The sequence below is a fragment of the Paenibacillus sp. J23TS9 genome (genome assembly GCF_018403225.1).
Taxonomy (GTDB): Bacteria; Bacillota; Bacilli; order Paenibacillales; family Paenibacillaceae; genus Paenibacillus_AQ.
Genome location: NZ_BOSG01000006.1, coordinates 283,838 through 305,424, shown reverse-complemented (window position 1 = coordinate 305,424; position 21,587 = coordinate 283,838). Strand labels below are relative to the sequence as shown.

15 protein-coding genes and 1 pseudogene are annotated in these 21,587 nt (G+C 51.2%); 12 read left to right on the top strand and 4 right to left on the bottom strand.

What is annotated here, in order from left to right; translation table 11 throughout:
• Positions 1 to 178: 178 nt before the first annotated feature.
• Entirely contained in the window at positions 179 to 607 is a 429-nt protein-coding gene (locus KJS65_RS27115) for a hypothetical protein (protein ID WP_213652934.1), read from the bottom strand.
• 10 nt (positions 608 to 617) lie between these two features.
• On the opposite strand from KJS65_RS27115, the gene KJS65_RS27110 reads away from it, so the two are divergent.
• The 7 genes and pseudogenes from KJS65_RS27110 to KJS65_RS27080 all read left to right on the top strand — a co-directional run bounded on the left by KJS65_RS27110 (position 618) and on the right by KJS65_RS27080 (position 10,370).
• Positions 618 to 788, top strand: coding sequence for a hypothetical protein (locus KJS65_RS27110; RefSeq protein WP_213652933.1), 171 nt, complete (start codon positions 618 to 620; stop codon positions 786 to 788).
• Positions 789 to 903: 115 nt separating this feature from the next.
• Positions 904 to 1,168, top strand: a pseudogene (locus KJS65_RS27105) (carbohydrate-binding module family 20 domain-containing protein); the annotation flags it as partial.
• A 440-nt stretch (positions 1,169 to 1,608) separates the two neighbouring features.
• Positions 1,609 to 4,740 carry an S-layer homology domain-containing protein gene (locus KJS65_RS27100; protein WP_213652932.1) on the top strand — a complete coding sequence of 1,044 codons (3,132 nt, stop codon included), beginning with the start codon at positions 1,609 to 1,611 and terminating at the stop codon, positions 4,738 to 4,740.
• A gap of 250 nt (positions 4,741 to 4,990) precedes the next feature.
• Positions 4,991 to 5,863, top strand: a complete 873-nt coding sequence (locus KJS65_RS27095; RefSeq protein WP_213652931.1) for an MBL fold metallo-hydrolase — start codon at positions 4,991 to 4,993, stop codon at positions 5,861 to 5,863.
• A gap of 57 nt (positions 5,864 to 5,920) precedes the next feature.
• On the top strand, positions 5,921 to 6,469 hold the full coding sequence (locus KJS65_RS27090; RefSeq protein WP_213652930.1) for a GNAT family N-acetyltransferase: 549 nt from the start codon (positions 5,921 to 5,923) through the stop codon (positions 6,467 to 6,469).
• Positions 6,470 to 7,010: 541 nt separating this feature from the next.
• Complete coding sequence (locus KJS65_RS27085; protein ID WP_213652929.1) at positions 7,011 to 8,816, top strand: glycoside hydrolase family 30 protein; 1,806 nt, start codon at positions 7,011 to 7,013, stop codon at positions 8,814 to 8,816.
• A 567-nt stretch (positions 8,817 to 9,383) separates the two neighbouring features.
• The gene (locus KJS65_RS27080) at positions 9,384 to 10,370 is read left to right on the top strand and encodes a tRNA dihydrouridine synthase (RefSeq protein ID WP_213652928.1); all 987 of its coding nucleotides are present in this window, start codon (positions 9,384 to 9,386) and stop codon (positions 10,368 to 10,370) included.
• 207 nt (positions 10,371 to 10,577) lie between these two features.
• Here KJS65_RS27080 and KJS65_RS27075 read toward each other — a convergent pair whose 3' ends face one another.
• The 3 genes from KJS65_RS27075 to KJS65_RS27065 form a co-directional block, all read right to left on the bottom strand.
• The gene (locus KJS65_RS27075; RefSeq protein ID WP_244864882.1) at positions 10,578 to 10,910 is read right to left on the bottom strand and encodes an MFS transporter; all 333 of its coding nucleotides are present in this window, start codon (positions 10,908 to 10,910) and stop codon (positions 10,578 to 10,580) included.
• A 4-nt stretch (positions 10,911 to 10,914) separates the two neighbouring features.
• Positions 10,915 to 11,994: a substrate-binding domain-containing protein gene (locus KJS65_RS27070; protein WP_213652927.1), complete on the bottom strand. Its 1,080-nt coding sequence runs from the start codon at positions 11,992 to 11,994 to the stop codon at positions 10,915 to 10,917.
• A gap of 332 nt (positions 11,995 to 12,326) precedes the next feature.
• Positions 12,327 to 13,268, bottom strand: coding sequence for an MTP-1 family protein (locus KJS65_RS27065; RefSeq protein ID WP_213652926.1), 942 nt, complete (start codon positions 13,266 to 13,268; stop codon positions 12,327 to 12,329).
• A 140-nt stretch (positions 13,269 to 13,408) separates the two neighbouring features.
• Between KJS65_RS27065 and KJS65_RS27060 the strand changes: the two genes are divergently transcribed.
• The 5 genes from KJS65_RS27060 (at position 13,409) to KJS65_RS27040 (ending at position 21,211) form a co-directional block, all read left to right on the top strand.
• On the top strand, positions 13,409 to 14,257 hold the full coding sequence (locus KJS65_RS27060) for a helix-turn-helix domain-containing protein (protein WP_213652925.1): 849 nt from the start codon (positions 13,409 to 13,411) through the stop codon (positions 14,255 to 14,257).
• A gap of 277 nt (positions 14,258 to 14,534) precedes the next feature.
• Complete coding sequence (locus KJS65_RS27055) at positions 14,535 to 15,449, top strand: ABC transporter permease (protein ID WP_213652924.1); 915 nt, start codon at positions 14,535 to 14,537, stop codon at positions 15,447 to 15,449.
• An 11-nt stretch (positions 15,450 to 15,460) separates the two neighbouring features.
• On the top strand, positions 15,461 to 16,357 hold the full coding sequence (locus KJS65_RS27050; RefSeq protein ID WP_213653007.1) for a carbohydrate ABC transporter permease: 897 nt from the start codon (positions 15,461 to 15,463) through the stop codon (positions 16,355 to 16,357).
• 93 nt (positions 16,358 to 16,450) lie between these two features.
• Positions 16,451 to 18,076 (top strand): ABC transporter substrate-binding protein, encoded by a 1,626-nt coding sequence (locus KJS65_RS27045; RefSeq protein ID WP_213652923.1) that lies wholly within the window; start codon positions 16,451 to 16,453, stop codon positions 18,074 to 18,076.
• Between the two features lie 93 nt (positions 18,077 to 18,169).
• Positions 18,170 to 21,211 carry an alpha-mannosidase gene (locus tag KJS65_RS27040; RefSeq protein WP_213652922.1) on the top strand — a complete coding sequence of 1,014 codons (3,042 nt, stop codon included), beginning with the start codon at positions 18,170 to 18,172 and terminating at the stop codon, positions 21,209 to 21,211.
• Positions 21,212 to 21,587: the final 376 nt, after the last annotated feature.

Here is a 21,587-nt window from a genome sequence, read left to right as displayed (position 1 = left end):
TTGTATCACACTTTTATCCGACAGGTTCTCACTTTCGTCCATTTCTATTAAGGCATGGATAAGATATAGTAAGACATGTCATTGAGAACAATTATCAATAAAGGGAGAATAGAACGATGAAGTACTTAGGAAAAACAAGTGCCATCTGCGGCACTGGTGATGGTGTTCTGTTTTGTCCTTATGGCATGCGGGGCGGACGGGACATCGAAACAGGAAAACGGCAGAATCTGTCTGAAGCCAAAAAAGAATCCGCGGAGCAGAGCGATCCGTCAAGTCCGATGAAGACGCCGTCAGAGATTTCACGGATGGAACAGGCAAGTCGCAAAGCATCCCCGTTCATCCCCAAAAAGTGGCGGCTATCCAGTACGCCGGGGACATGCTTGCGCTTGGCATCAAGCCTTCCTTCACCACCAAATATGTATTGGATACTTATGGCAAGGATATAGAAGGTTCGGAAAATATCGGCAATCGGCCGGTCAATGCGGAGAAATTGATTGCAGCGTCTCTTCCGGTCGAAGTGGAAGGGCTGATGAGTCCTGAGATACAGCGGCTGTTCATTTCGGTGAATCACATCGCTGAGATTGTGGCGGACCGGATACTTTATCACGTGCGGCAACATGAAAGGCGCATGGGAGACGTTCCAGAGGCTGAAGGATTCGAAGGTATGGAATATGCAGCCGGCGGTCGCGGCTGGACAGGTCTATACGTTCAATTATGAATGGACTCTTGACGGATCGATTGCTTTGGAATGGCAGCTCGACGGAATAGAAGGATTGTTATCAAGCTAAAGCGGTTCCGCAGAATCATTCCCATTTCCCCAGATCATATACGAAACCACTAGATGGTTGAAGACAACGAAAATAAGTTGCATAATATCAAACTGTTCGATAATGGAGGGTACTGATGAATAAGAACGTCTATTTGAGGGGCAGCGTCAATGAACTGGGCAACTGGGCGCCGGCAAACGCCATCGGCCCGATGTTCAATGCCGTTATTAAATCTTATCCGACATGGTATTACGATGTAAGCGTGCCGGCGGGCACGGCGATTCAGTTCAAATTCATGAAGAAAAACGGTTCTGACGTCACATGTGAGGGGGGGCTCCAACCACATGTTCACGACCCCTGCAAGCGGCACGGCGACGGTAACCGTCGACTGGCAGCCGTAGGGGAGGACGTTTGCCCCGCTATCATGAACAGCGCCTCGAGCTAATCAAGCTCGCGGCGTTTTTTTGCGTAGATCAACGGCTGCGGACATGATGCCAGCGAACGGCTGCGTCTCTTAAGAACCGGCTGGTGCGAGTAGTGCGGTTGAAGATTTTATGACTCTCTCGGCGTCCCCCTTACGGGGGATTTTCTATTATCCAAAATCGTTTTATAGTATTAAAATAGAGCCTGAAAACAATCAATATGCGTGCGAAGGAGGTTCATAATGAAGACGCCAAAACCCATACCTTGGAGGAGGAATGCATGGAATAAATTAACATGTCGTTAATCTATCGATGCTAGAATGATAGAAAACATCCGCTTGGATCTTTGTACGAGAAGCACCCGTGACCTGTAATCAAGGCATCTATTCTATCGATTTTATTGTGAGAGGAAGTACGAGATGAGTTTAAAAGGAAAATCGATATCAATTCTATCGGCGGCTGCTCTGTTAGGCGCCCTGGTGCCGCATGCATCCGCAGATGCATCCCTGTCCGACATTTCAAACAGTTATGCCAAAGATGCGATCAATGAGCTTGTCAGCAGAGGAATCATCCATGGAAACGGCGACGGAAAATTCAATCCGGCGAGCGGCATCCAGCGGCAGGACTTTGCGGTCATATTGGCCAATGCGCTCCAATTAGACCTTAGCCATCCGCCGGGAACGCCGACTTTCAAAGACGTGCCGAAAGAAAACTATGCCTATGCTGCCGTGGAAGCGGCGGTTAAGGCAGGATTGTTTAAAGGCATGGGGAACGGGATTTTCGGGGCGGGTCAAAACCTTACCCGCGAGCAAATGGCGGTGATTTTCGTGAACGCCTTGGGCGTGAATCCTGCCGGTAAAGGCCGTAATTTAACGTTCTCTGACACTGCATTCATCTCCACATGGGCCAAAGATGCCGTCGCCGCTGCGGTTGAATTGGGACTCATACATGGATACCCCGACGGTAACTTCAATCCCGGAAATAAGGCGAGTCGCCAGGACGCGGCTCTCGTGACGGTCCAGTTTCTGAACAACAAGGCAAAGGCGGACGAAGGCAGCACCCGGCAGCCGCCAATAGTACCGCCCACAACGCCTACAACACCTATAACGCCTACGCCTACACCCATACCTACTCCCATTCCAACTCCGTCGACGCCACCTACAGGCGGAGGGGAAGGAACTCCTCATCAAAATCCGGATCAAGCCATCGCAGAACTGGTGAAAGCCGAAATCGCGGCATTGCCTGCCAAAGCAAATATCAAGTTATCCGACAAACCGGCCGTCGTCCAGGCCCGCGCCCATTATCATGCGTTAACGGATACGCAAAAAACGTTGGTAGGCGACATCACCAAATTGACGGAAGCCGAACAAGCGATTGCTGAACTGGAAGCTCAAGCAGTAGCGGATGAAGCAGCGGCGTCTCCGGTCCGAGGGGAAATCCAAGCATTGCCTACGAAAGCGGATGTCAAGCTGACCGACAAGCCGGCGGTCACCCAAGCGCGTGCACACTACGATGCGTTAACGGATGCGCAGAAAGCTTTGGTAGGCGACATCGCCAAGTTAACGGAAGCCGAACAAGCGATTGCCGAGCTGGAAGCGCAGGCAGCGGCGGATGAAGCAGCGGCATCTCTGATGAAATCGGAAATCGCGTCTTTGCCGTCGAAAGTGGATGTCGCCTTAACCGACAAACCGGCCGTCGTCCAAGCGCGCACCCATTACGACGCGTTAACGGATGCGCAAAAAGCCTTGGTAGGCGGCATCGCCAAGTTGACGGAAGCCGAACAAGCAATTGCCGAGCTGGAAGCGCAGGCAGCGGCGGATGAAGCAGCGGCCTCTCTGGTGAAATCGGAAATCGCGTCTTTGCCGTCGAAAGTGGATGTCGCCTTAACCGACAAACCGGCCGTCGTCCAGGCCCGCGCCCATTATCATGCGTTAACGGATACGCAAAAAACGTTGGTAGGCGACATCGCCAAATTGACGGAAGCCGAACAAGCGATTGCCGAGCTGGAAGCGCAGGCAGCGCTGGATGAAGCTGCGGCAGTTCCGGTTCGGCAGGAGATCGCGGCATTGCCTGCAAAAGCGGCCGCCAAGCTGACCGACAAGCCGGCGGTCACCCAAGCGCGTGCACACTACGATGCGTTAACGGATGCGCAGAAAATCTTGGTAGGAAACATTGCCATTTTGACGGAAGCCGAGCAAGCGATTGCCGAACTGGAAGCCCAAGCAGCGCTGGATGAGCAGGCTGCTGCTCTGGTCCGAGCCGAAATCGCGTCTTTGCCGTCGAAATCGGAAGTTACTTTGTCCGATAAAACGGCGGTAAGCCAAGCGCGCGCCCATTACGATGCGTTAACCGGCGCGCAGAAAACCTTGGTAGGCGGCATCGCCAAGTTAACGGAGGCCGAACAAGCGATTGCCGAACTGGAAGCGCAGGCAGCGCTGGATGAAGCAGCTGCAGCTCCGGTCCGGGAGGAAATCCAAGCATTGCCAGCGAAAGCGGATATCAAGCTGACCGATGAACCAGCGGTAACGCAAGCGCGCGCTCATTATGCTGCTTTAACGGATAGCCAAAAGACGCGGGTAGGTGGTATCGCCAGGTTGACGGACGCCGAGGACATGATCATGGATTTGAGAATCGTGGTCGCGGCCAAAGGGAATTTGCAGGTCGTTTACAACGGCGTTGCGGAGAAGATTGCGCTGACAAGCGCCCAAGACGGCGCGACGGTTGCTTGGAGCCTGAAAGACCCGGAGCAATCATCGATCGTGGATATATCGACCGGTAGCGTGGAGCGCGAAGGATTGAACGAAAATACGGACGTTGTCCTCATCGCGAATATCACCGCAGGAGCTGCTTCCGATACGAAAGAGATTACCGTTCACGTGAAAGCTGTCATGAGCGAGCCGGAGACGATCACGAGCAAAGCCGTCTCCGATTTTGACTTTTCCACCATCGATGCAACGCAAGCCCGAGGGGAGAGCTTTCAGGTCCAAACGACCGACTTCCAAAGTGCGACCAAACATTTCACGATCAGCGACGGGAAGATTACGATTCCGATCGATCTCACATGGAATGTTCCTCAGAACGAATTTACGAAAGGACAGATTATGGGATCGGTCGTCGACAGTTTTATTCAGGATTACTGCAATGCGCATGGAATCAACCTGGGGAATCGTACCTTGGGTGCCGTCGGTTTCGGGAATACGTTCTCGATCTTTGCATTCAGCACAGGTTCGGCTTCCTCCGTTACGTTAGGCGGGCCTGATTGGCAATATTTCTTTTCGCAGAGGCAATATAACGGAAACGATATCGACCATAGCAGGAATCGTACGTTTAACGTGAGCGATGGGGAGCATACGGCCATCGTAACGTTGGATAGGCAGTATGCCGGCATGGAGGCTTTGGTTGAGGCCATTAATAGTCAACTGCAAGGTGCATCCGTAGCCGCCGCGGCGGAAACGGTAAACGCCAATCAATTCAGGCTGGTTGCGAAATCGGCAGATATCGCATTGTCCGTTTCCGGGGCGGATCAAGAGCAGTTTTTCGGGAGCGAATAGACATCTATTATATGTATCGAAGCCGCCGGTTTGGCGGCTTTTTTCAGAGGCATAACGGCGAGCAAGCCGAACAACCCGTATTCTAGTATATTTAAGTGTTTTCAACGTTTTTGGCTCAAACCGGCAAAAATCCGCTGGACGGGAGGAAATAAGCCTCCCTTTCGCGAAGAGCATTCCTGAAAACTGTTTCGTTCGCAAGGACGATCCTCCTGGCTTGGAGGAAGCGACGAGGAGAGGGGCATAAGCATTGATGAGGGACAACAGAACAGCAGGGAATGACGCCGGAAACGCGTTGATCAAGGAAATTGATGAAACTATCTTGCCGTACGGCATGGTAGCGCTTTGGTGCCTGGGTCAGGCAAGCTTTATTGTAAAGGGCGGTTCAACGACGATCTATATCGATCCCTTTACGATTGAGGATGCGTTGGCGGAAAGCCGGTACGGCCTTCGCCGCGCCTATCCTTCTGCTGTCCGGCCGGAAGAAATCACGAACGCCGATTACTGTCTCATTACGCATGATCATGTAGACCATCTGGATCCCGACACCATCCACGCGATGGCGGCGCAAGCGCGGGAGACCCTGTTTTTCGCACCGGCGTGCTGCAGGGAAACGCTGCTGGGACGAGGAGTGAGGGCAGAACGGTTTCACATCGCGGATACCGGCAAGGAATACAGCGGACAGGCCGTCATAAAGCCGATCGCCGCGGCACATGAAGAGCTATCAACCGACCGGGATGGCTTTCATGAATACATCGGTTACATCATCCGTTTGAACGGAGTGACCCTGTACCATGCAGGGGATACCCTCATTTACGAAGGCCTGCAGGCCAGACTCCGCGAGGAAGAGGTGGATCTGGGGCTCCTTCCGATCAACGGGCGCGATTTCTATCGCAGTGAACGAGGCATCGTGGGAAACATGAACTACCGGGAGGCTGCGGAATTGGCGAGTGGCGCCGGCTTCAAAATGACCGTTCCCATGCACTATGACCTGTTTGCAGGCAATGCCGAGCGCCCGGGGTACTTTGTGGACTATGTGTACGATCACTTCCCGTCTTTGCCGATTCATGTCATGGCGAGAGGAGAGCGGTTCATCTATGCGGCCGCGAGTGCAGTGAAATCATAGCGGCGGAAATGGCTACAGCTTATACCTGGCCAAGCGCAGCCGAAAGGAGAGAATCGCATGAAACGAATTCCGTTAACGATGATTCGTCCGGATCTTGGCAACATTCCGCAGTACACGTTTCCTTCGCCATATCGCGTGAGAAACTATCAACCGGGAGACGAGGGGATTTGGGCAGAGATTGAAGCAAGTGTAGGCGAGTTTGCGGATGTGGACGCAGCATTGAAGCATTTTAACAAAGAATTCGGCTCCCATACACATGAAATGGAATCGCGCTGCTTGTTTATTGAGAACGGAAACGGCGAAGCGATTGGAACGACGACGGCGTGGTACGGTGCGCTTCAGGGCGAAGAGAAGATCGGGAGAATTCATTGGGTGGCCATCCGTCCGGAATACCAGGGACAGAAACTGGCCAAGCCCTTGCTCGGAGCAGCGCTCCAGGTCCTGGCCGGGTATCATCCACGCGCTTATTTGACGACGCAGACGACCAGTTACCAAGCGATCAACATGTATCTGAACTTCGGCTTCGAACCCTTGCTGACGACGCCCGAATGCATGGAAGGCTGGTCTTTGCTGGAAAGCGTGTTGAAGCGCAAAATCAATCCATGATTATCTGAAAAAGTGCCTTCAAGGGCGCTTTTTATCTGCTTGCAGTTGGAAAAGCATAGGGTGACACCTAAGCTTCATCGATTGGCCCGCGTCCTGGGGACGCGGGCTTTTTTGTTGTTGCAACGAAACACGCGCATGGCACGTTAATTGAACCCGAGAGCTGTAGATAAAAGAGGAGGTCCAAGCACGATGCAACAGAGCGGATGAGGCCGTACAAGCGAAGCATTCGCCGTTGTACCCGGATTTCGTCGATGATTCAATCGTTCCGGAAATCCGGAGGCAACAGCGATGGAAGGAATGATGCATGTGCGGATTGCTTTACAACGTTCCATGCAGCTCATATCGAAATCAGTCATCAACGTTGGATCAAAAAGTCACCAAATTGGTAGCCTGCTTCCCGGGGGCTTTGTATAATCGTCGCGTAAGCATGCAGAGGTGCACGGATAAGGGGGGATGGCTGAAGCATTTACCGAATCATTCGTCACATGTCGTACCTTGGTTCCCGGGTGTTACATCATCTTCAAGCAAAGGTGGTTTTGTCGTGGGAAGAAAAATGGTCAAAAAGCTGATGAGCGCTGTCCTATGCACCATATTGACGGCGGCGATCGCGATACCGCTTACTGCACATGCGGCGGCGGACGTCACGGTCAACTGGAACGACATGAAGCAGGACATCGACGGATTCGGTGTCTCGCAAGCCGGATGGTCCGATGCCATCTACGATCTGCAGGAGCCGGCGCGCAGCCAGGTCATGGACCTGCTGTTCAAGCCGGATACCGGCATCGGCATATCCATTTTCCGCGGAGCGCTGTTCCCTCAGTTCAACCCGGCTCCGGGACAATATGATTTCAGTGCAAGACCCGATCAAGTCTGGGTCATGCAGCAGGCCAAGGCCAGAGGCGTCAATAAGCTGATCGCGAGTACCTGGAGCCCGCCGGCCTGGATGAAAACGAACAACTCTACGACGAGCGGCGGTTACCTGAAGCAGGAGAACTATGGAGACTACGCCCTCCTCATGTCCAAATTCATCAAAGCATACAAGCAGCAGTTCGGACTCGATCTGTATGCAGTGTCCATTGCCAACGAACCCAATTCGATGACGTTCCTGTCCTGGGATTCGAGCGAATGGAATTCGACCAACTTCGAAGTTTTTCTGAAAGATAATTTGAAGCAGGCGATGATTAACGAAGGCGTTCAAAATACCAAAGTGATCGCGGGCGAATCGTCGTGGTGGTCGGAGGATCTGATCAAGGATTCGCTGAACGATCCGGCATCGGCAGAAAGGCTCGATATCGTAGCCGGCCATAACTATCCCGTTCCGGTGATCAATACGGAGCTCCCGACAACTCCGTTTTCGACCGCGGCCTCCAAGGGCAAAAAGGTATGGATGACCGAAGTGTCCAAGGTGGACTCCTATGATCCGGGGATGGGCTCCGCGCTCAAATTCGCCAAGCAGACGCACACCTTCATGACCAAAGCAGGTGTCAACGCATGGATGTACTGGACCGGAGCCATTCCCGGCAACAACGACGAAGGCCTGATCAATGTCGACAAGGCGACGAGCACGTTCCAGCTGACGAAACGGTATTATGCCTTCGGCAATTTCAGCAAATTCATCAAGCCGGGTTACGTTCGCATCGGCGCAACGGACAGCCCGCAATCGGGCGTATACACCTCCGCTTATAAGGATCCGGCCAGCGGCAAGTTTGCGATCGTGGCGATTAACGACAACGATGCCACCGCGCAGGTGAACCTGGTGCCGAGCGGATTTTCATCAGGGAAATTGACTCCTTACACGACAAACGGCGATTTGAACCTTGCCGCCGGACCCGATATCCCGCTGGCGGGAGGCAAGTTCCAGACGGCGATTCCGCCGAAAAGCGTGGTCACTTACGTCGGTGAGAACGGTTCGGCGGTTCCCCAGGAGCAGGCCATGACGGACGATCTCAACGACTGGTCCAAGACGTTCTCCCATACCGGCGGGCTGAGCATGGACACGACAAACAGCGGTTATTTTAACGGTGATACGTCCCGCGTCAAGCGGAGCACGGGAACGACCGAAAGCTTCGTGTACAACGTTGCGAACATGACCCGGTTCAAAGCGGATTTATATCAATTCAGCGTGTGGGACGGTGTGGCTTTTTATGCTTCGCCGGATAACCAGAACTGGACGCAGGTGGCGCATACGAGCACGCCGGGCGTTTATACGGGCAGCAAATGGTATCAGAAGACATATACGCCCGTGCAGCAGCTGCCTGCAGGAACGCAGTATTTGAAGATTGAATTATCGGGCAGCGACTCCTGGGAGAAACAGGTATCCAAAGTGGTGATTTATTCACTCGTCTGATTCACGTCCATGCTGGAATAGGAAGAGAGGGGCAGGCTCCCGAGCCTGTCCCTTTTTTAGAGCACCGGAACATATGTAAATCGAAGCCGAATCATCATGATATCGGTGTATTTCGGTGTCCCTTAAACATCAAAGTAAAGCTACAGAATAAGTCTACTGTATACTGCATTTTAGAATTAAGGTTTATTTAGTGATGTCGATGCCGGATAATCTTTATCCTTTGAATGTGGGGATTAAATGTATAAAACAAATTGTATATAACAAGTTGTAACTGGTGATATGACCGTCGAGTATTATTTCTCTAAAAGGAGAGATAATCGGGGGCGCTTTACAATGCCGTGGCCTGAACTAATTTGGGTGCGTCAAAACGACTTTTAACTTTATATAAAATTCCTGAAGACAATGAACATGGCTTAAAATACATTGACCGATACTCAAGCCATGTGGCGTAGCTTGGTTGGAATTAGTATAATATAAAAGAACGAATTTCTAATTGGGGATTTCGTTCTTTCACTTATTTGGGTCAACTTTCGAAGCTGTAACTATACGAGAGGATTTGAGTTTGACGTGAACCATAATTTTTGGCTTGATTTACCCCGGCCTTTTTTTGTACTTGCACCAATGGAGGATGTGACGCATGTTGTTTTTCGTCATGTCGTGAGTAAAGCAGGAAGACCGGATGTGTTTTTTACAGAGTTTGCTAATACGGAGAGCTATTGTCACCCGGAAGGAAATCATAGTGTGCGTGGCCGTTTACTATTTACCGAGGATGAACAACCCATGGTTGCGCATATATGGGGCGATAAGCCGGAGTATTTTCAACAAATGAGTATCGGTATGGCGAAGCTAGGATATAAAGGGATCGACATCAATATGGGCTGTCCTGTTCATAATGTGGCATCCAATGGGAAGGGAAGCGGCTTGATTCTCCGTCCAGAGGTTGCCGCTGAAATCATACAAGCCGCTAAGGCGGGAGGATTGCCTGTAAGTGTGAAGACCCGGCTTGGATTCACAGAAGTGGATGAATGGCAGGACTGGCTGACACATATATTGCAGCAAGATATAGCGAATCTTTCGATCCATTTGCGTACAAGAGAGGAAATGAGCCAGGTCGATGCGCATTGGGAACTGATTCCTGAAATTAAGAAGCTTCGGGATCGTGTGGCGCCACATACGCTGCTTACGATTAATGGAGATATTCCTGACCGTCAAACGGGCTTGAAGCTGGCTGAACAATATGGCGTGGACGGAATCATGATCGGGCGTGGTATTTTTAAAAATCCGTTTGCTTTTGAAAAGGAGCCGAGGGAACATAGCAGTACCGAATATCTTGACCTTTTGAGATTGCAGCTGGATCTGCATGATCAGTATTCCCAAGAATCAGAGACACGTCCATTCAAAGCTCTTCATCGCTTTTTCAAGATTTATGTCAAGGGGTTCAGAGGGGCGAGCGAACTCAGAAATCAATTGATGAGCACGGCGTCTACCGATGAAGTGCGTGTGCTTCTCGACGAATTTACGCGGCATATGGATGTGGGCGGAGACACGTGTTAAAAATCGAATAAACCCATGATAAAATCGGGGAAGGTATGAATGGAAACTGGGAAAACCAGATCCATCAAGCCTTCCCCTTTGTCTATCCAATCGATCTCCATCCTGTTCAAGTAAAAAAAAAAATTCAGGTTATGAATAAGTCTGATCAGAGTAAGCTCCTATGATGACCGAATAGGGGGAGAATTTTTCCGTCTATGCAGCGCATTGTTACCGGGGGAAGCCGTGTCTCCTCGCACTCCACGCGATAAGCAAAGCCGCAAGCAGCAGAATCAATAGCACTCCTGGAAACGACTGTACACCCACAAGCTCCAGCAAAGTACCACTTGCGATACCTCCACCGGCGATGGCCAGATTCCATACCGTGGTATTGATGGGCATTGCGATATCTACGCCTTCTTCACCGCTTACCATGGCTTGCGCGGTTTGCAGCAGCGTGGCGGCGCCGCCGAAGGTAAGTCCCCATAACGCCACGGCCGCATAGACAACCGGTGCGGATGTACCGCCTACCCATAAGGCAACGGATGAGGTAGTTTTTTGCATGGTGTTAGCTTTTGACCGGCTTGATCGTGTCGCGTAAGACCAAGCTTGTAGGCAGCATGACTTTCTTGCTGCCGTAAGACGTGCCCTCGGTAAGTTCGAGCAGCAGCTTGGCGCTCTCATAGCCGAGGACGTCGAAATATTGCTTCACGGTGCTCAAGGCGACCTTGGCGAATTTGGAGCTCTCGAAATCGTCAAAACCCATCAGGGATACTTGTTCGGGGATCCGAATGTCCAGAGCGGTGAGCTGCTCGATGACCTCCAGGGCCCGCTTGTCGTTCGCGCAGAACAGAGCAGTCAGCTCTCCGCTTTGGATCAGGCGCGCAAGCTCGGTGTAGTCCAGTTCCTTGTCAAGGAACAAGAGCGAATCGGGGACTGGAATGGCTGCATTCGACATGGCATTGCAGTAACCGTTATATCTCTCGACCTCCGGGCTTAGATGATAGTCGTAAGCCGCAAATCCGATTCGCCGATGACCCTGCTGTATCAAGTATTCGACGGCTTCATAAGCACCGTCGTGGTTATTACAGGTGACGATGTTGACCGGATAGCCGGAAGGGGAACGATCCAGCATTACGAACGGGATCGATTTCTTGCGAATCTCCCCGAGATAGCTCTTTGCCGCTTCAGGATCAGAAGAATAAATAAGTAATCCCCGCAGTTCCGTTTGAATCAGCCCCAGCACGAGCTCGTGCTCCTGTTCAAAGTCGTTCTCCACGAATTCGATGATCAGCTTGCAGCCATGCTTGCCCAGAAAGGATTGTATGCCTCTCATAATCTGCATATACGAACTATCGTACAGTTCGACCCCGGAGATGACGAAGGCGACCAGATTCGAGGTTTTGTCCGAGTTGGCAGGTTGGCTGGCGACAAAGCTGCCCTTTCCCCTAACGCGGTAGATCACGCCCTCGTTTACCAGCTCCGACAGCGCTTTACGCACCGTGATGGAGCTGACATCCAGCAGCTTGGAAAATTCCGATTCGCTGGGAATCCGATCATCCTTCGTAAATTCCTGATTCTCGATCTGGGACAAGACATAGTCTTTTACCATCTGGTACTTTGGCTGAGCCAAGTCATTATTGCTCAAAATAAGTTCACCTCATATCAACATTTCCTCAAGTATAACGCATATTTCTCGAAAAAGTATACGTAATTGGAGCCTATCTCGGATATAGGTTCTGTCGAATCACCGAGTTCTGTTCAGAATTGAAGAGGAAATAGAGCTTAATTATAGATAATATTTGAATTTCATAAAGGTCTGTATTACGATGAGGTCAAATAAAGTATGTGTTTTGTTAACACTTGTTATAATAACATTATAAGATGGCGTTTTGCAAAATGAATGGTGCGGTACCTTGCCCCTGATCGGCCATAAAAAAAGCCGCCGGGATATCCGGCAGCTCGGGTGCTTGGAGTCATTTAGAAGGTGACAATGGCGCCTTCCTTATCGAACGGGTAGTCGATGACGATGCGCGCCGCTTCGGTATCGCCGATCCCGCTGTACAGATTAACCTTGCCGTCGGGGCGCATTTCGATGCCGGCGGTGAACGCGCAGTCGGTCAGATGCGCCTTCTTGGCGGGGCCGGCCGGATAACAAGGACGGGTGCCAATGATTTTCAGATCCGAGAATTGATTCGTCTGCGGGTCCAATACGAAGGCCATATTCATATAAGTTGATCGGTCTTCTTGAGCATAGCAGATATGGCCGATGACGCCGATCTTGCCGCTTTCGAGTAAGTATGCCTGGTTGCAGCCACCCCATTCATCCTTGCCGAACAGTCCGCGGATATACGGGGCGTTCTCGATAACTTCCCGAGACAGGTCGCCCAGGCTGTCGATGACGGTGAATCCGACTAAGGATTCGCTCCCGAATTCCTTGCGTACTTCTTCGCTGCGCGGACGGGAGAATACGCCGATCTTACCGCCCTGAAGCTCGACAAGTCGAATGTCCTTCATCGTGTCCGGGCCGGTTGTGAAGTAGAAGAGATCATGAAGGTCGCAGCCTTTATAGAAATAACCGTAGAAGGTATCGAGCCGTCCTTGGTTATAGCGGACATGTGTGCCGCCGAGTACGAGCTGTTGGTCGATCACGCTGATATACGGGTCTTCCAGCTGATAAATCATCGTATCCGGCACGACGGTCCACTCGTCGGGACCGCTTTGTTCGAACAGGCGAACCCAAGATCTTGCCCATTCCTGCCGTTTCTCCACGCGTCCATACATGTAGCGCTTGCCGTTCCATTCGAACGGAATCGAGGGATTGTAGACATCGAAGCCTTCGACTCCGCGGAAGACAAGCTTGGCGCTTTCATAAATGCGTTTGTTTTCTTCGAATTGCTGACGCAGCTTGAGTAAGTTCATTCGTGGCAAATCTCCTTTCAGGCTTCAATACCAACATACTAACCGAACAGTTTGCTGCAAATCTTGCTCCATTTTGGAATGCATTATGGTGTTTTGACCTTGGAGGGGCTTGCCTCCATACAAACAAGGAGGGGAACGTTATGATGAAGCTTCTTGCAGCAGACGGCATTGATTCAGACATTCAGGCCCACTATCGCTTGATCTCTTCGGTGCGCGATACGATCGGCATGCATACGCATGATTTCTTTGAACTGTTTCTTATTCTGAAGGGAAGTGTCGTGCATGTCATTAACGGCAAGCGTCAGATGCTGGAAGAGAACGCGCTCGTGTTCATACGCGACCGGGACGTTCACTGCTATGAGCAGACGAAGGATGGTGATTGCCAGTTCATCAATTTGTCGTTCAACCGGGAGGTTCTGGACGACCTGATTTCTTTCTTGGGAGAAGGGTTCCCGAGCGAAAGGCTGCTTGAGCCGGCCATGCCGCCGTTAACCTTGCTGTCCAAGATGGAGAAGGAATACGTGAGGTACCGGCTGGACCAGCTGAGTCTGATCCCGCAGGAGAAGAAGCTGGCCGTCAAAGCGGAGGTTAGAGCGATCTTGACCGACCTGTTCTCCCGGTACATCAAGGCCGAAGCGGATCCGATTGAACGAACCGGACAGCCGGAATGGTTCAGGGCCCTATGCAGGGACGCCCAAAAGAAAGAGCACTTCACGCGGGGAACGGCTGCCCTTGTCGGGTTGTCGGGCAAATCGCATGCCTATGTATGCAGAATGTTCAGAGAGCATCTCGGCATGTCCCCGACACAGTACATTAACGAATTGAGGATGTCATACGCCGAGAATTTGCTGCTAAACACCGATATGGAAATCGTGAATATCAGCTTGGAGATCGGACTCGATAACGTCAGTTACTTCTATGACCTGTTCAAGCGGAAGCATAACCTGACGCCTCATCGATATCGCCAGTTCGGGATAATGAGTAGATAGTATACAAATCAATGAAGAAATTTAAGGAAATTTTATATATTGACGAAGAAAATAGTATGTGTTATTTTTTAACCTAACATAATAACTTCGTATACAACATGAGAGAATAATCTGTATGGGACGGCAGCTGGGAGCTATACGTTTTCGAAGAAAGTCTTGGAGGTGAAAATGAATGCGTTTACATAAGAAGCGAACCGAGTGGCCAAGTTCAAGTGTCAGCGAGTAATCGTGTCAGCCGTATCCGACCGCGACATGTTAACAGTCAGGAGGTGTTTCCTTGAAGACAACCAATAACAGGCTCGTCGCCAGAATCGTCAGGCACCGCTACTTATACCTTATGGTGCTTCCCGGCTTTATGACGCTGTTAGTCTTTCACTATTTTCCGATGTACGGAATATTAATCGCTTTCAAAGATTTCAATGCTTCCAAGGGGATCTGGGGGAGCGAATGGGTGGGGTTCAAGTACTTCACTTCCTTTTTCAACGATCCCATGGCCTTTAGGGTTCTAAAAAACACGCTGCTTCTCGGTTTGTATACGTTGCTTTGGTCATTCCCGGCGCCGATTATATTGGCTCTGCTGTTTAATGAGCTGAAGAATCGGGGCTTTAAGAAGCTTGTTCAGACCGTTTCGTATTTCCCGCATTTTATTTCCGTCGTCATCGTTGCGGGCTTGCTGAAGGAATTTACGGCTAGAGACGGTTTGTTCAACCATATTGTCGCCTTCTTTGGCGGAGACCCGGTCATGTTTCTCCTCGAATCGGACTATTTCCGGACGATCTTCATCTCTTCCGGCATATGGCAGGGCATCGGGTTCGGCACCATCATCTACCTTGCCGCACTAAGCGGAATCGACCCGACGCTGTATGACGTAGCCGAGGTGGACGGCGCCGGCCGATGGAAGAAGGTCGTACATATCACATGGCCGTCGCTCAAGCCGACCACGATCATTTTGCTGATTTTTGCCGTGGGGGGCATCCTCGGAAGCGATTTTCAGAAGATTATCCTGCTTTATTCGCCTGAGACTTACGAAGTAGCGGATGTCATCGGTTCCTATGTTTATCGTCAAGGTATACTAGGTGCGCAATACGAGTACACCACGGCGATTGGATTATTCATGTCGGCCATATCCTTTATTATTCTCTTCATGACAAATTGGATCAGCCGGAAAGTTTCAGAAACGAGTTTGTTCTAGGTGGTGGGATGTTGAAAAAAGCTAGCATGGGTTCCAGAGCATTCGATGTGATCAATATTGTCATTATGCTATTCATCCTGATTGTCGTGCTGTACCCGATTCTAAACATTATCGCGACGTCGTTAAGCGGCGCGCGTTACATTTCCTCAGGAAGCGTAACGGTTTGGCCTAAGGGGTTTAATCTGGAGGCGTATACGACAGTGTTCCGCGATCCTTACATTTTCAAAGGGTATCTGAACTCGATCATCTATGCGTCCGGCTCGACGGTCATCATGCTGCTGTTTACGGCACTGATGGCGTATCCGCTCACGATTCCGGGATTTGCGGGCAAGAAGTTTCTTACCATTTTCCTCATGATTACGATGTTCTTCGGTGGAGGCCTCATCCCGACCTATCTGCTAATGCGTAGTCTGCATCTATTGGATACGGTATGGGTCATGATCCTCCCCGGCGCGATCAGCGCTTACAATGTGTTCCTGTTTCGAACGTTCTTTCTGAATATTCCTTCGGAGCTGAAGGACTCTGCCTATATCGACGGCGCGAATGATTTGGTGGTTCTATTCAAAATCATCCTGCCGTTGTCGAAGGCGCTTTTTGCAACCTTTGCCCTGTTCGGTCTGGTCGGAAGCTGGAACAGCTGGTTTGAAGCTTTGATTTATTTGCGAAATCAGGATATGTATCCTTTGCAGATGGTGCTCCGAAACTACCTGTTCACCTTGGATACGACAGCGATTCAAGGGCGAGTGGGAGGTGGCTCAGTCGCTATTAATGCCCCGGGTGAAACGCTTGATCCGAAGGCGGTACGCATGAGCGTCATCATTATTACCATGTTTCCGATCATGTGCATCTATCCGATCTTCCAGAAGCATTTTACCAAAGGGATATTCGTCGGCTCCATCAAAGGCTAAGAAGCGGAGGCGGCGGTGTAAGGGTGCGCAGATGTTCGTGACAAGGCATGAATAGCAGATTCGAAAATGATTGTGAGATTAGGGGGGAACCGAATGAATAAACTGGCAAAAATGTTGGTCCTTGGGCTGGCCGTGCTGATGGTTTTGTCCGCATGTTCGAACAAGTCCGAAAATTCCGATGCCAAGGAAGATACTCAGGAAGTGATGCACTTCTCGGTCACGCTGCCCGCGAGCGGCGTGGATAATCCGAATAGTCTGGTAGGCAAGGAATGGCACAGACGCATGGAAGCTTACATGGGCAAGAAGGTAGAAATCAAATATAACTATATTCCGTCCTCTGAGTATGACGAGAAGGTTAAGCTCACGATCGCAAGCGACGATCTGACGGACTTCTTCGTGACGCCATTATTCTATGATACGACCGAAATGGCCGCGCAAGGCCAGCTTCTCGAGTTAACCCAATATAAAGATCTAATGCCGAACTATATGAACTACATCAGCAAGGTCAAGAACGGAATGAAGCGGGTAACGGATGCCGACGGCAAGATGTACACCTTTAGAGAAACCTCCACGCCCCGGTTCCCCGAGGATCGCGGTATGCTCATCCAGAATACGTCGGCTTACCGCTATGACGTGTTTAAGGCCAATAACATCAAAATTCCGGAAACGCTCGATGAATTTTATGAAGCCGCCAAGAAGCTTAAAGAGCTCTATCCGGACAAATATCCCGTCGCAACCAAATGGAACAGCCTGAGATCCCTGTTCTCCGCGAACCACATCCGGGACGAAATCTTCTGGGATGGGGAGAAATACGTATACGGAGTGTTGGAAGACGGATATAAAGACGCGCTCCAATTCGCGAATAAGCTGTATGCGGAGAAGCTGTTAGATCCGGAGTATACGATTGATACGGACGATACGCTGAAAAGAAAAGCGTTGAACGGCGACAACCTGATGTGGCTGACGCAGTGGTTTACGACGCCGGCGGAGTACACCAGAACGGCTAACGACGGCAAGATTTACGCGGTTTCGCTGTATCCGGACAATCCGAAATACGGAAAGGCCTGGCAGGAGGTTGTGAACGGCAATACTCCTGACTTAGGCTGGGCAGTTTACGGCGTAAGCTCAAAAGTGAAAAATCCTGAAGAATTGATCAAATTCATCGATTATCAATATTCGGATGAAATGATCCGGCTCATTACCTGGGGAATCGAGGGCACGACCTATACGGTCGGAGAAGACGGCGTTCCAACCTTTGTCGACTCGCTCAAAACGGCCAAGGATCCATGGCTTGAGGGCGATAAATACGGCATGCGCGCAAGCCGAAACTATAACCCCGGCCTGCAGATGGTGAGCGACGCAAGAGCGTTCGTAGATTTTGCCGCGACAGACTATACGGTATTTAACGGCAAATATGAAGAGGTGCCGATTGAGAAATCGCCATTCCTGACGAGTCTACCCATGCCCAAGAATGACTATGTCCCTTCCTGGCTTAGCGAGCCGTCGATTCAGCTTACGGGTAACGAAAGCCAGCGGATCTCGGAGATCATGAACCCGGTGAAGACGTTCGTGACGGAAGAACAGGCCAAATTCGTGGCAGGCAAGAACAGCTTCGATAACTGGCAGGCCTTCATCAATAAGCTCAAAAAAATGGGCGACATCGATGAAGTGCTGAAAATTTATAACGATGCTGCGCAAAGAGCCACGGCAAATGAATAGAGGTAAGTCCTCCCGCTGCCGAACGCAGCGGGAGGCGGTATATCGATAGCGATAGGATCGTAGATTACGCAACCATAGGATGTGAGAAAAACCATGAGTGAAAAAAAAGAGATTTTATTCCATGCCGAAAAGCTGCTGAATAAAAGAGATCAATATATGATAACGAAGGTTTCTCCAATCGATTTTTCCGGTTTTACGACAAAGGAACAGCTGTTTATCCATGAAATGAACGGGCGACCGTTCCAGAGCATCGTTCCGGGTCAACGGTGGGGAGAGAAATGGGAATACGGCTGGTTTCATTCGACTGTCGTCGTCCCCAAGGAAGCCGAAGGCAAACGGATTGTGGCCATGCTAGACTTTGGATCCGAAGCGACCGTCTATATTAACGGTATCGTGAGCGGTGCTAAGGATCTCAACCATCATTACGTGACTTTATCCCGTTCAGCGAAAACCGGCGAGCAATTCGACATTGTCGCAGAAGCGTATGCGGGTCATACGGATTCCCGGCCGATGTTCGGAGAGTCACAGCTTTGCATTTTTGAAGAGGACGTGTACCAATTTTTCATCGATTTGGAATGCTTGTACGATCTTCGCAGCCATCTCGATGCCAAATCCCTCCGTGTTGCGGAAATTGACCGCTGCCTGACCCAAGTATTTGCGACGGTCGACCTGACCTTGCGCCAGGAAGGGTTGGGAGAGAACGTAAAGCAGTGCCGAAAGATCATGGAGCCGCTCCTTTCCTGCGTGAACGGTTCGACGGCGCCTACTCTGTACCTGATGGGACAGTCCCATCTGGATGTCGCCTGGCTGTGGCCGATCGCGGAGACGAAGCGGAAGATTGCGCGGACCATGTCCAATCAGCTTGCGCTCATGGACGAATATCCGGAATACACGTACACCCAGAGTCAACCGTATTTGTTCCAGCTGGTCAAGAGGCTGTATCCGGAGCTGTACGAGCGCATCAAACAGGCGGTGAAGGAAGGCAGAATTATTCCTGAAGGCTCCATGTGGGTGGAGCCTGATACGAATCTGCCCGGCGGCGAGAGCCTGATTCGCCAGGTGCTGCACGGCAAGCGCTTCTTTAAGGAAGAATTCGGCGTGGACAACGAAATGCTGTGGCTGCCTGACGTATTCGGCTATTCCGGGAACCTGCCGCAAATCATGAAGGGCTGCGGGATCAAATATTTCGCGTCTACAAAATTGTTCGGTACTTACGACAATATCGCAGATCCGTTCCCGCATAATACGTTTATGTGGGAAGGGATCGACGGTTCGCAAATTTTGACGCATCTGATGAATTACGGCGACTACTACCCGATCCGGATCAATCCGTCATTCTTAATCCATCAGTGGAGCGACCGCGTCCAGCTGGAAGGAATCTCTACGCGGCTTACCCAGTTCGGACACGGAGACGGAGGCGGCGGCTCCAACCGCGACGATCTCGAGTTTATGCGCAGACTCGGTAATTTGGAGGGCGTTCCCAAAACGAAGCATGGCTCGCCGATCGAATTTTTCGAGGATCAGATCGAAAAGGGCATCCCGGATGCCAAATACGTGGGAGAGCTCTATTATCCCGCTCACCGCGGGACCTATACGACGCAAGCCATCATTAAAAAGCTGAACCGGAAGGCGGAAATCGGTTTCCGCGAGGTGGAGCTTTGGGGAGCAGCAGCGGAGCTGCTGCATTACCGGACATATCCTCACGAGGAGCTGGACCGTTTATGGAAGGTTCTGCTGCTGCACCAATTCCATGATATCCTGCCAGGCTCATCCATCCATCGTGTCCATGAAGAGGCGCAGCTTGAGCTGAAGGAATTGAATCAGCGCGTGTACGACATGGCTTCGGACGTAAGAAATGCGCTGACAGATGACGATGTCTCCCGCGTTACCGTCTTTAACTCGCTGTCCTGGCCAAGAAAGGAACTGGTCGCATTGCCGGCTGGCGTCAATGGAATTGCAAGCGAGAATGGCGCGGCCATGCCGGTGCAGCTGCACGAAGGTATCCGCTATGCCGAGGTGGAGACGCCTTCAATAGGCTGGTCGACGTATAAGACGGTACCAGAAGCGGCGAATCACCCTGCCGTGCCCGCCGTCATGGCAACGGAATCGCATATGGAGAACGAATGGATTGCGCTCGAAATGAACGAACAAGGCGAGCTTACCCGTATATTCGACAAAGAGACCGGAACGGAATGGGCGGCGGACCGCTGCAACGCCATGCGGATGTACCGGGATCAAAATTCGGATTTCGATGCATGGGAGATCGATCGGCGCTATCGCTTGGCACCTGTCGAGCTGAACGCAAGCTCCAAGGTATCCGTCACCGCGAACGGTCCGCTCTTCGCGAATATCCGGGTCGAGCGCGAATTGAACCAATCGACCATGGTTCAGGATATCCGTCTGCGTGCCGGCAGCCGCCGGGTGGAATTTCACACGACGATTCACTGGCGTGAGAAGAATAAGCTGCTGAAAGTCGATTTCCCGGTCCGCGTTCATACGAACGAATCGCTGCAGGAAATTCAGTTTGGTTACGTGAAGAGACCGAACCATGCTTCGCGTCCGCATGATGCGGACCGTTACGAAGTGGTTCAGCATAAGTGGTCTGCGCTTGCGGAAGCGAACCGCGGCTTCGCGCTGCTGAACGACTGCAAATACGGCATTTCCGTCAACGATAACACGATGAGCTTAACGCTGCTACGGGCTCCGACATGGCCGGATGAAACTTCAGACCAAGGGGTGCACCATTTTACTTACGGATTTACGTTCTGGAATGGCGCTTTCCTGGACAGTCCTGTTGTGCAGGAAGCCTACGAGCTGAACTATCCTGTCAGCCTCGTGCCTGGAGGAAGCCAGGCGGCGGAGCCGCTGATCAGCGTAGATCAAGCCAATGTGATCGCGGAGACGGTCAAGCTGGCCGAAGACGGATCGGGCGATTGGATCGTTCGTCTGTATGAGAGCAAGGGAGCCTCCATCGCGTGCGAGCTTCGCGCAGGGCTGCCTGCTGCGGCGGTACATGAGACCGATATGCTGGAGGAGAAGATGGTGGAATTGCCGCACGAGGGTGGAAAAGTATTGCTTCAGTTCCGTCCGTTTGAGGTGAAAACGATTCGGCTCCAAGTGGAACGGAAGGAATAAAGGATGAATGCAGGCTGAGCTCGGCGCGAATTTCTTTCGAAGTTCGGGCCGAAGCGGGCCTCCCTTATTCGCCGAACGGCATGCGATAATGATGTGCGGGTTGATCGGTTCGCAAGGCATTTCTACTATGAAATGGTAGCTGTGCAGCGTTTAAACGGAGGTTACGCATAGTAGAACTTGTATCCGCTTACATTTGGTTATCCATATCAGTCGTATACCTTCGTATCGCGCTATGCATTGAAAGGGGGTGGTTAAGGGGAGTTCACAGCCGCGACGCGATCCGTTGTTGCTATGGCTACTTCTTGTTACGAAGTCGAGAGTCGTCTCAAGCGGAAACAGGATGTGAACAGGGGGTGTATGAGACAGCTCGCTGATT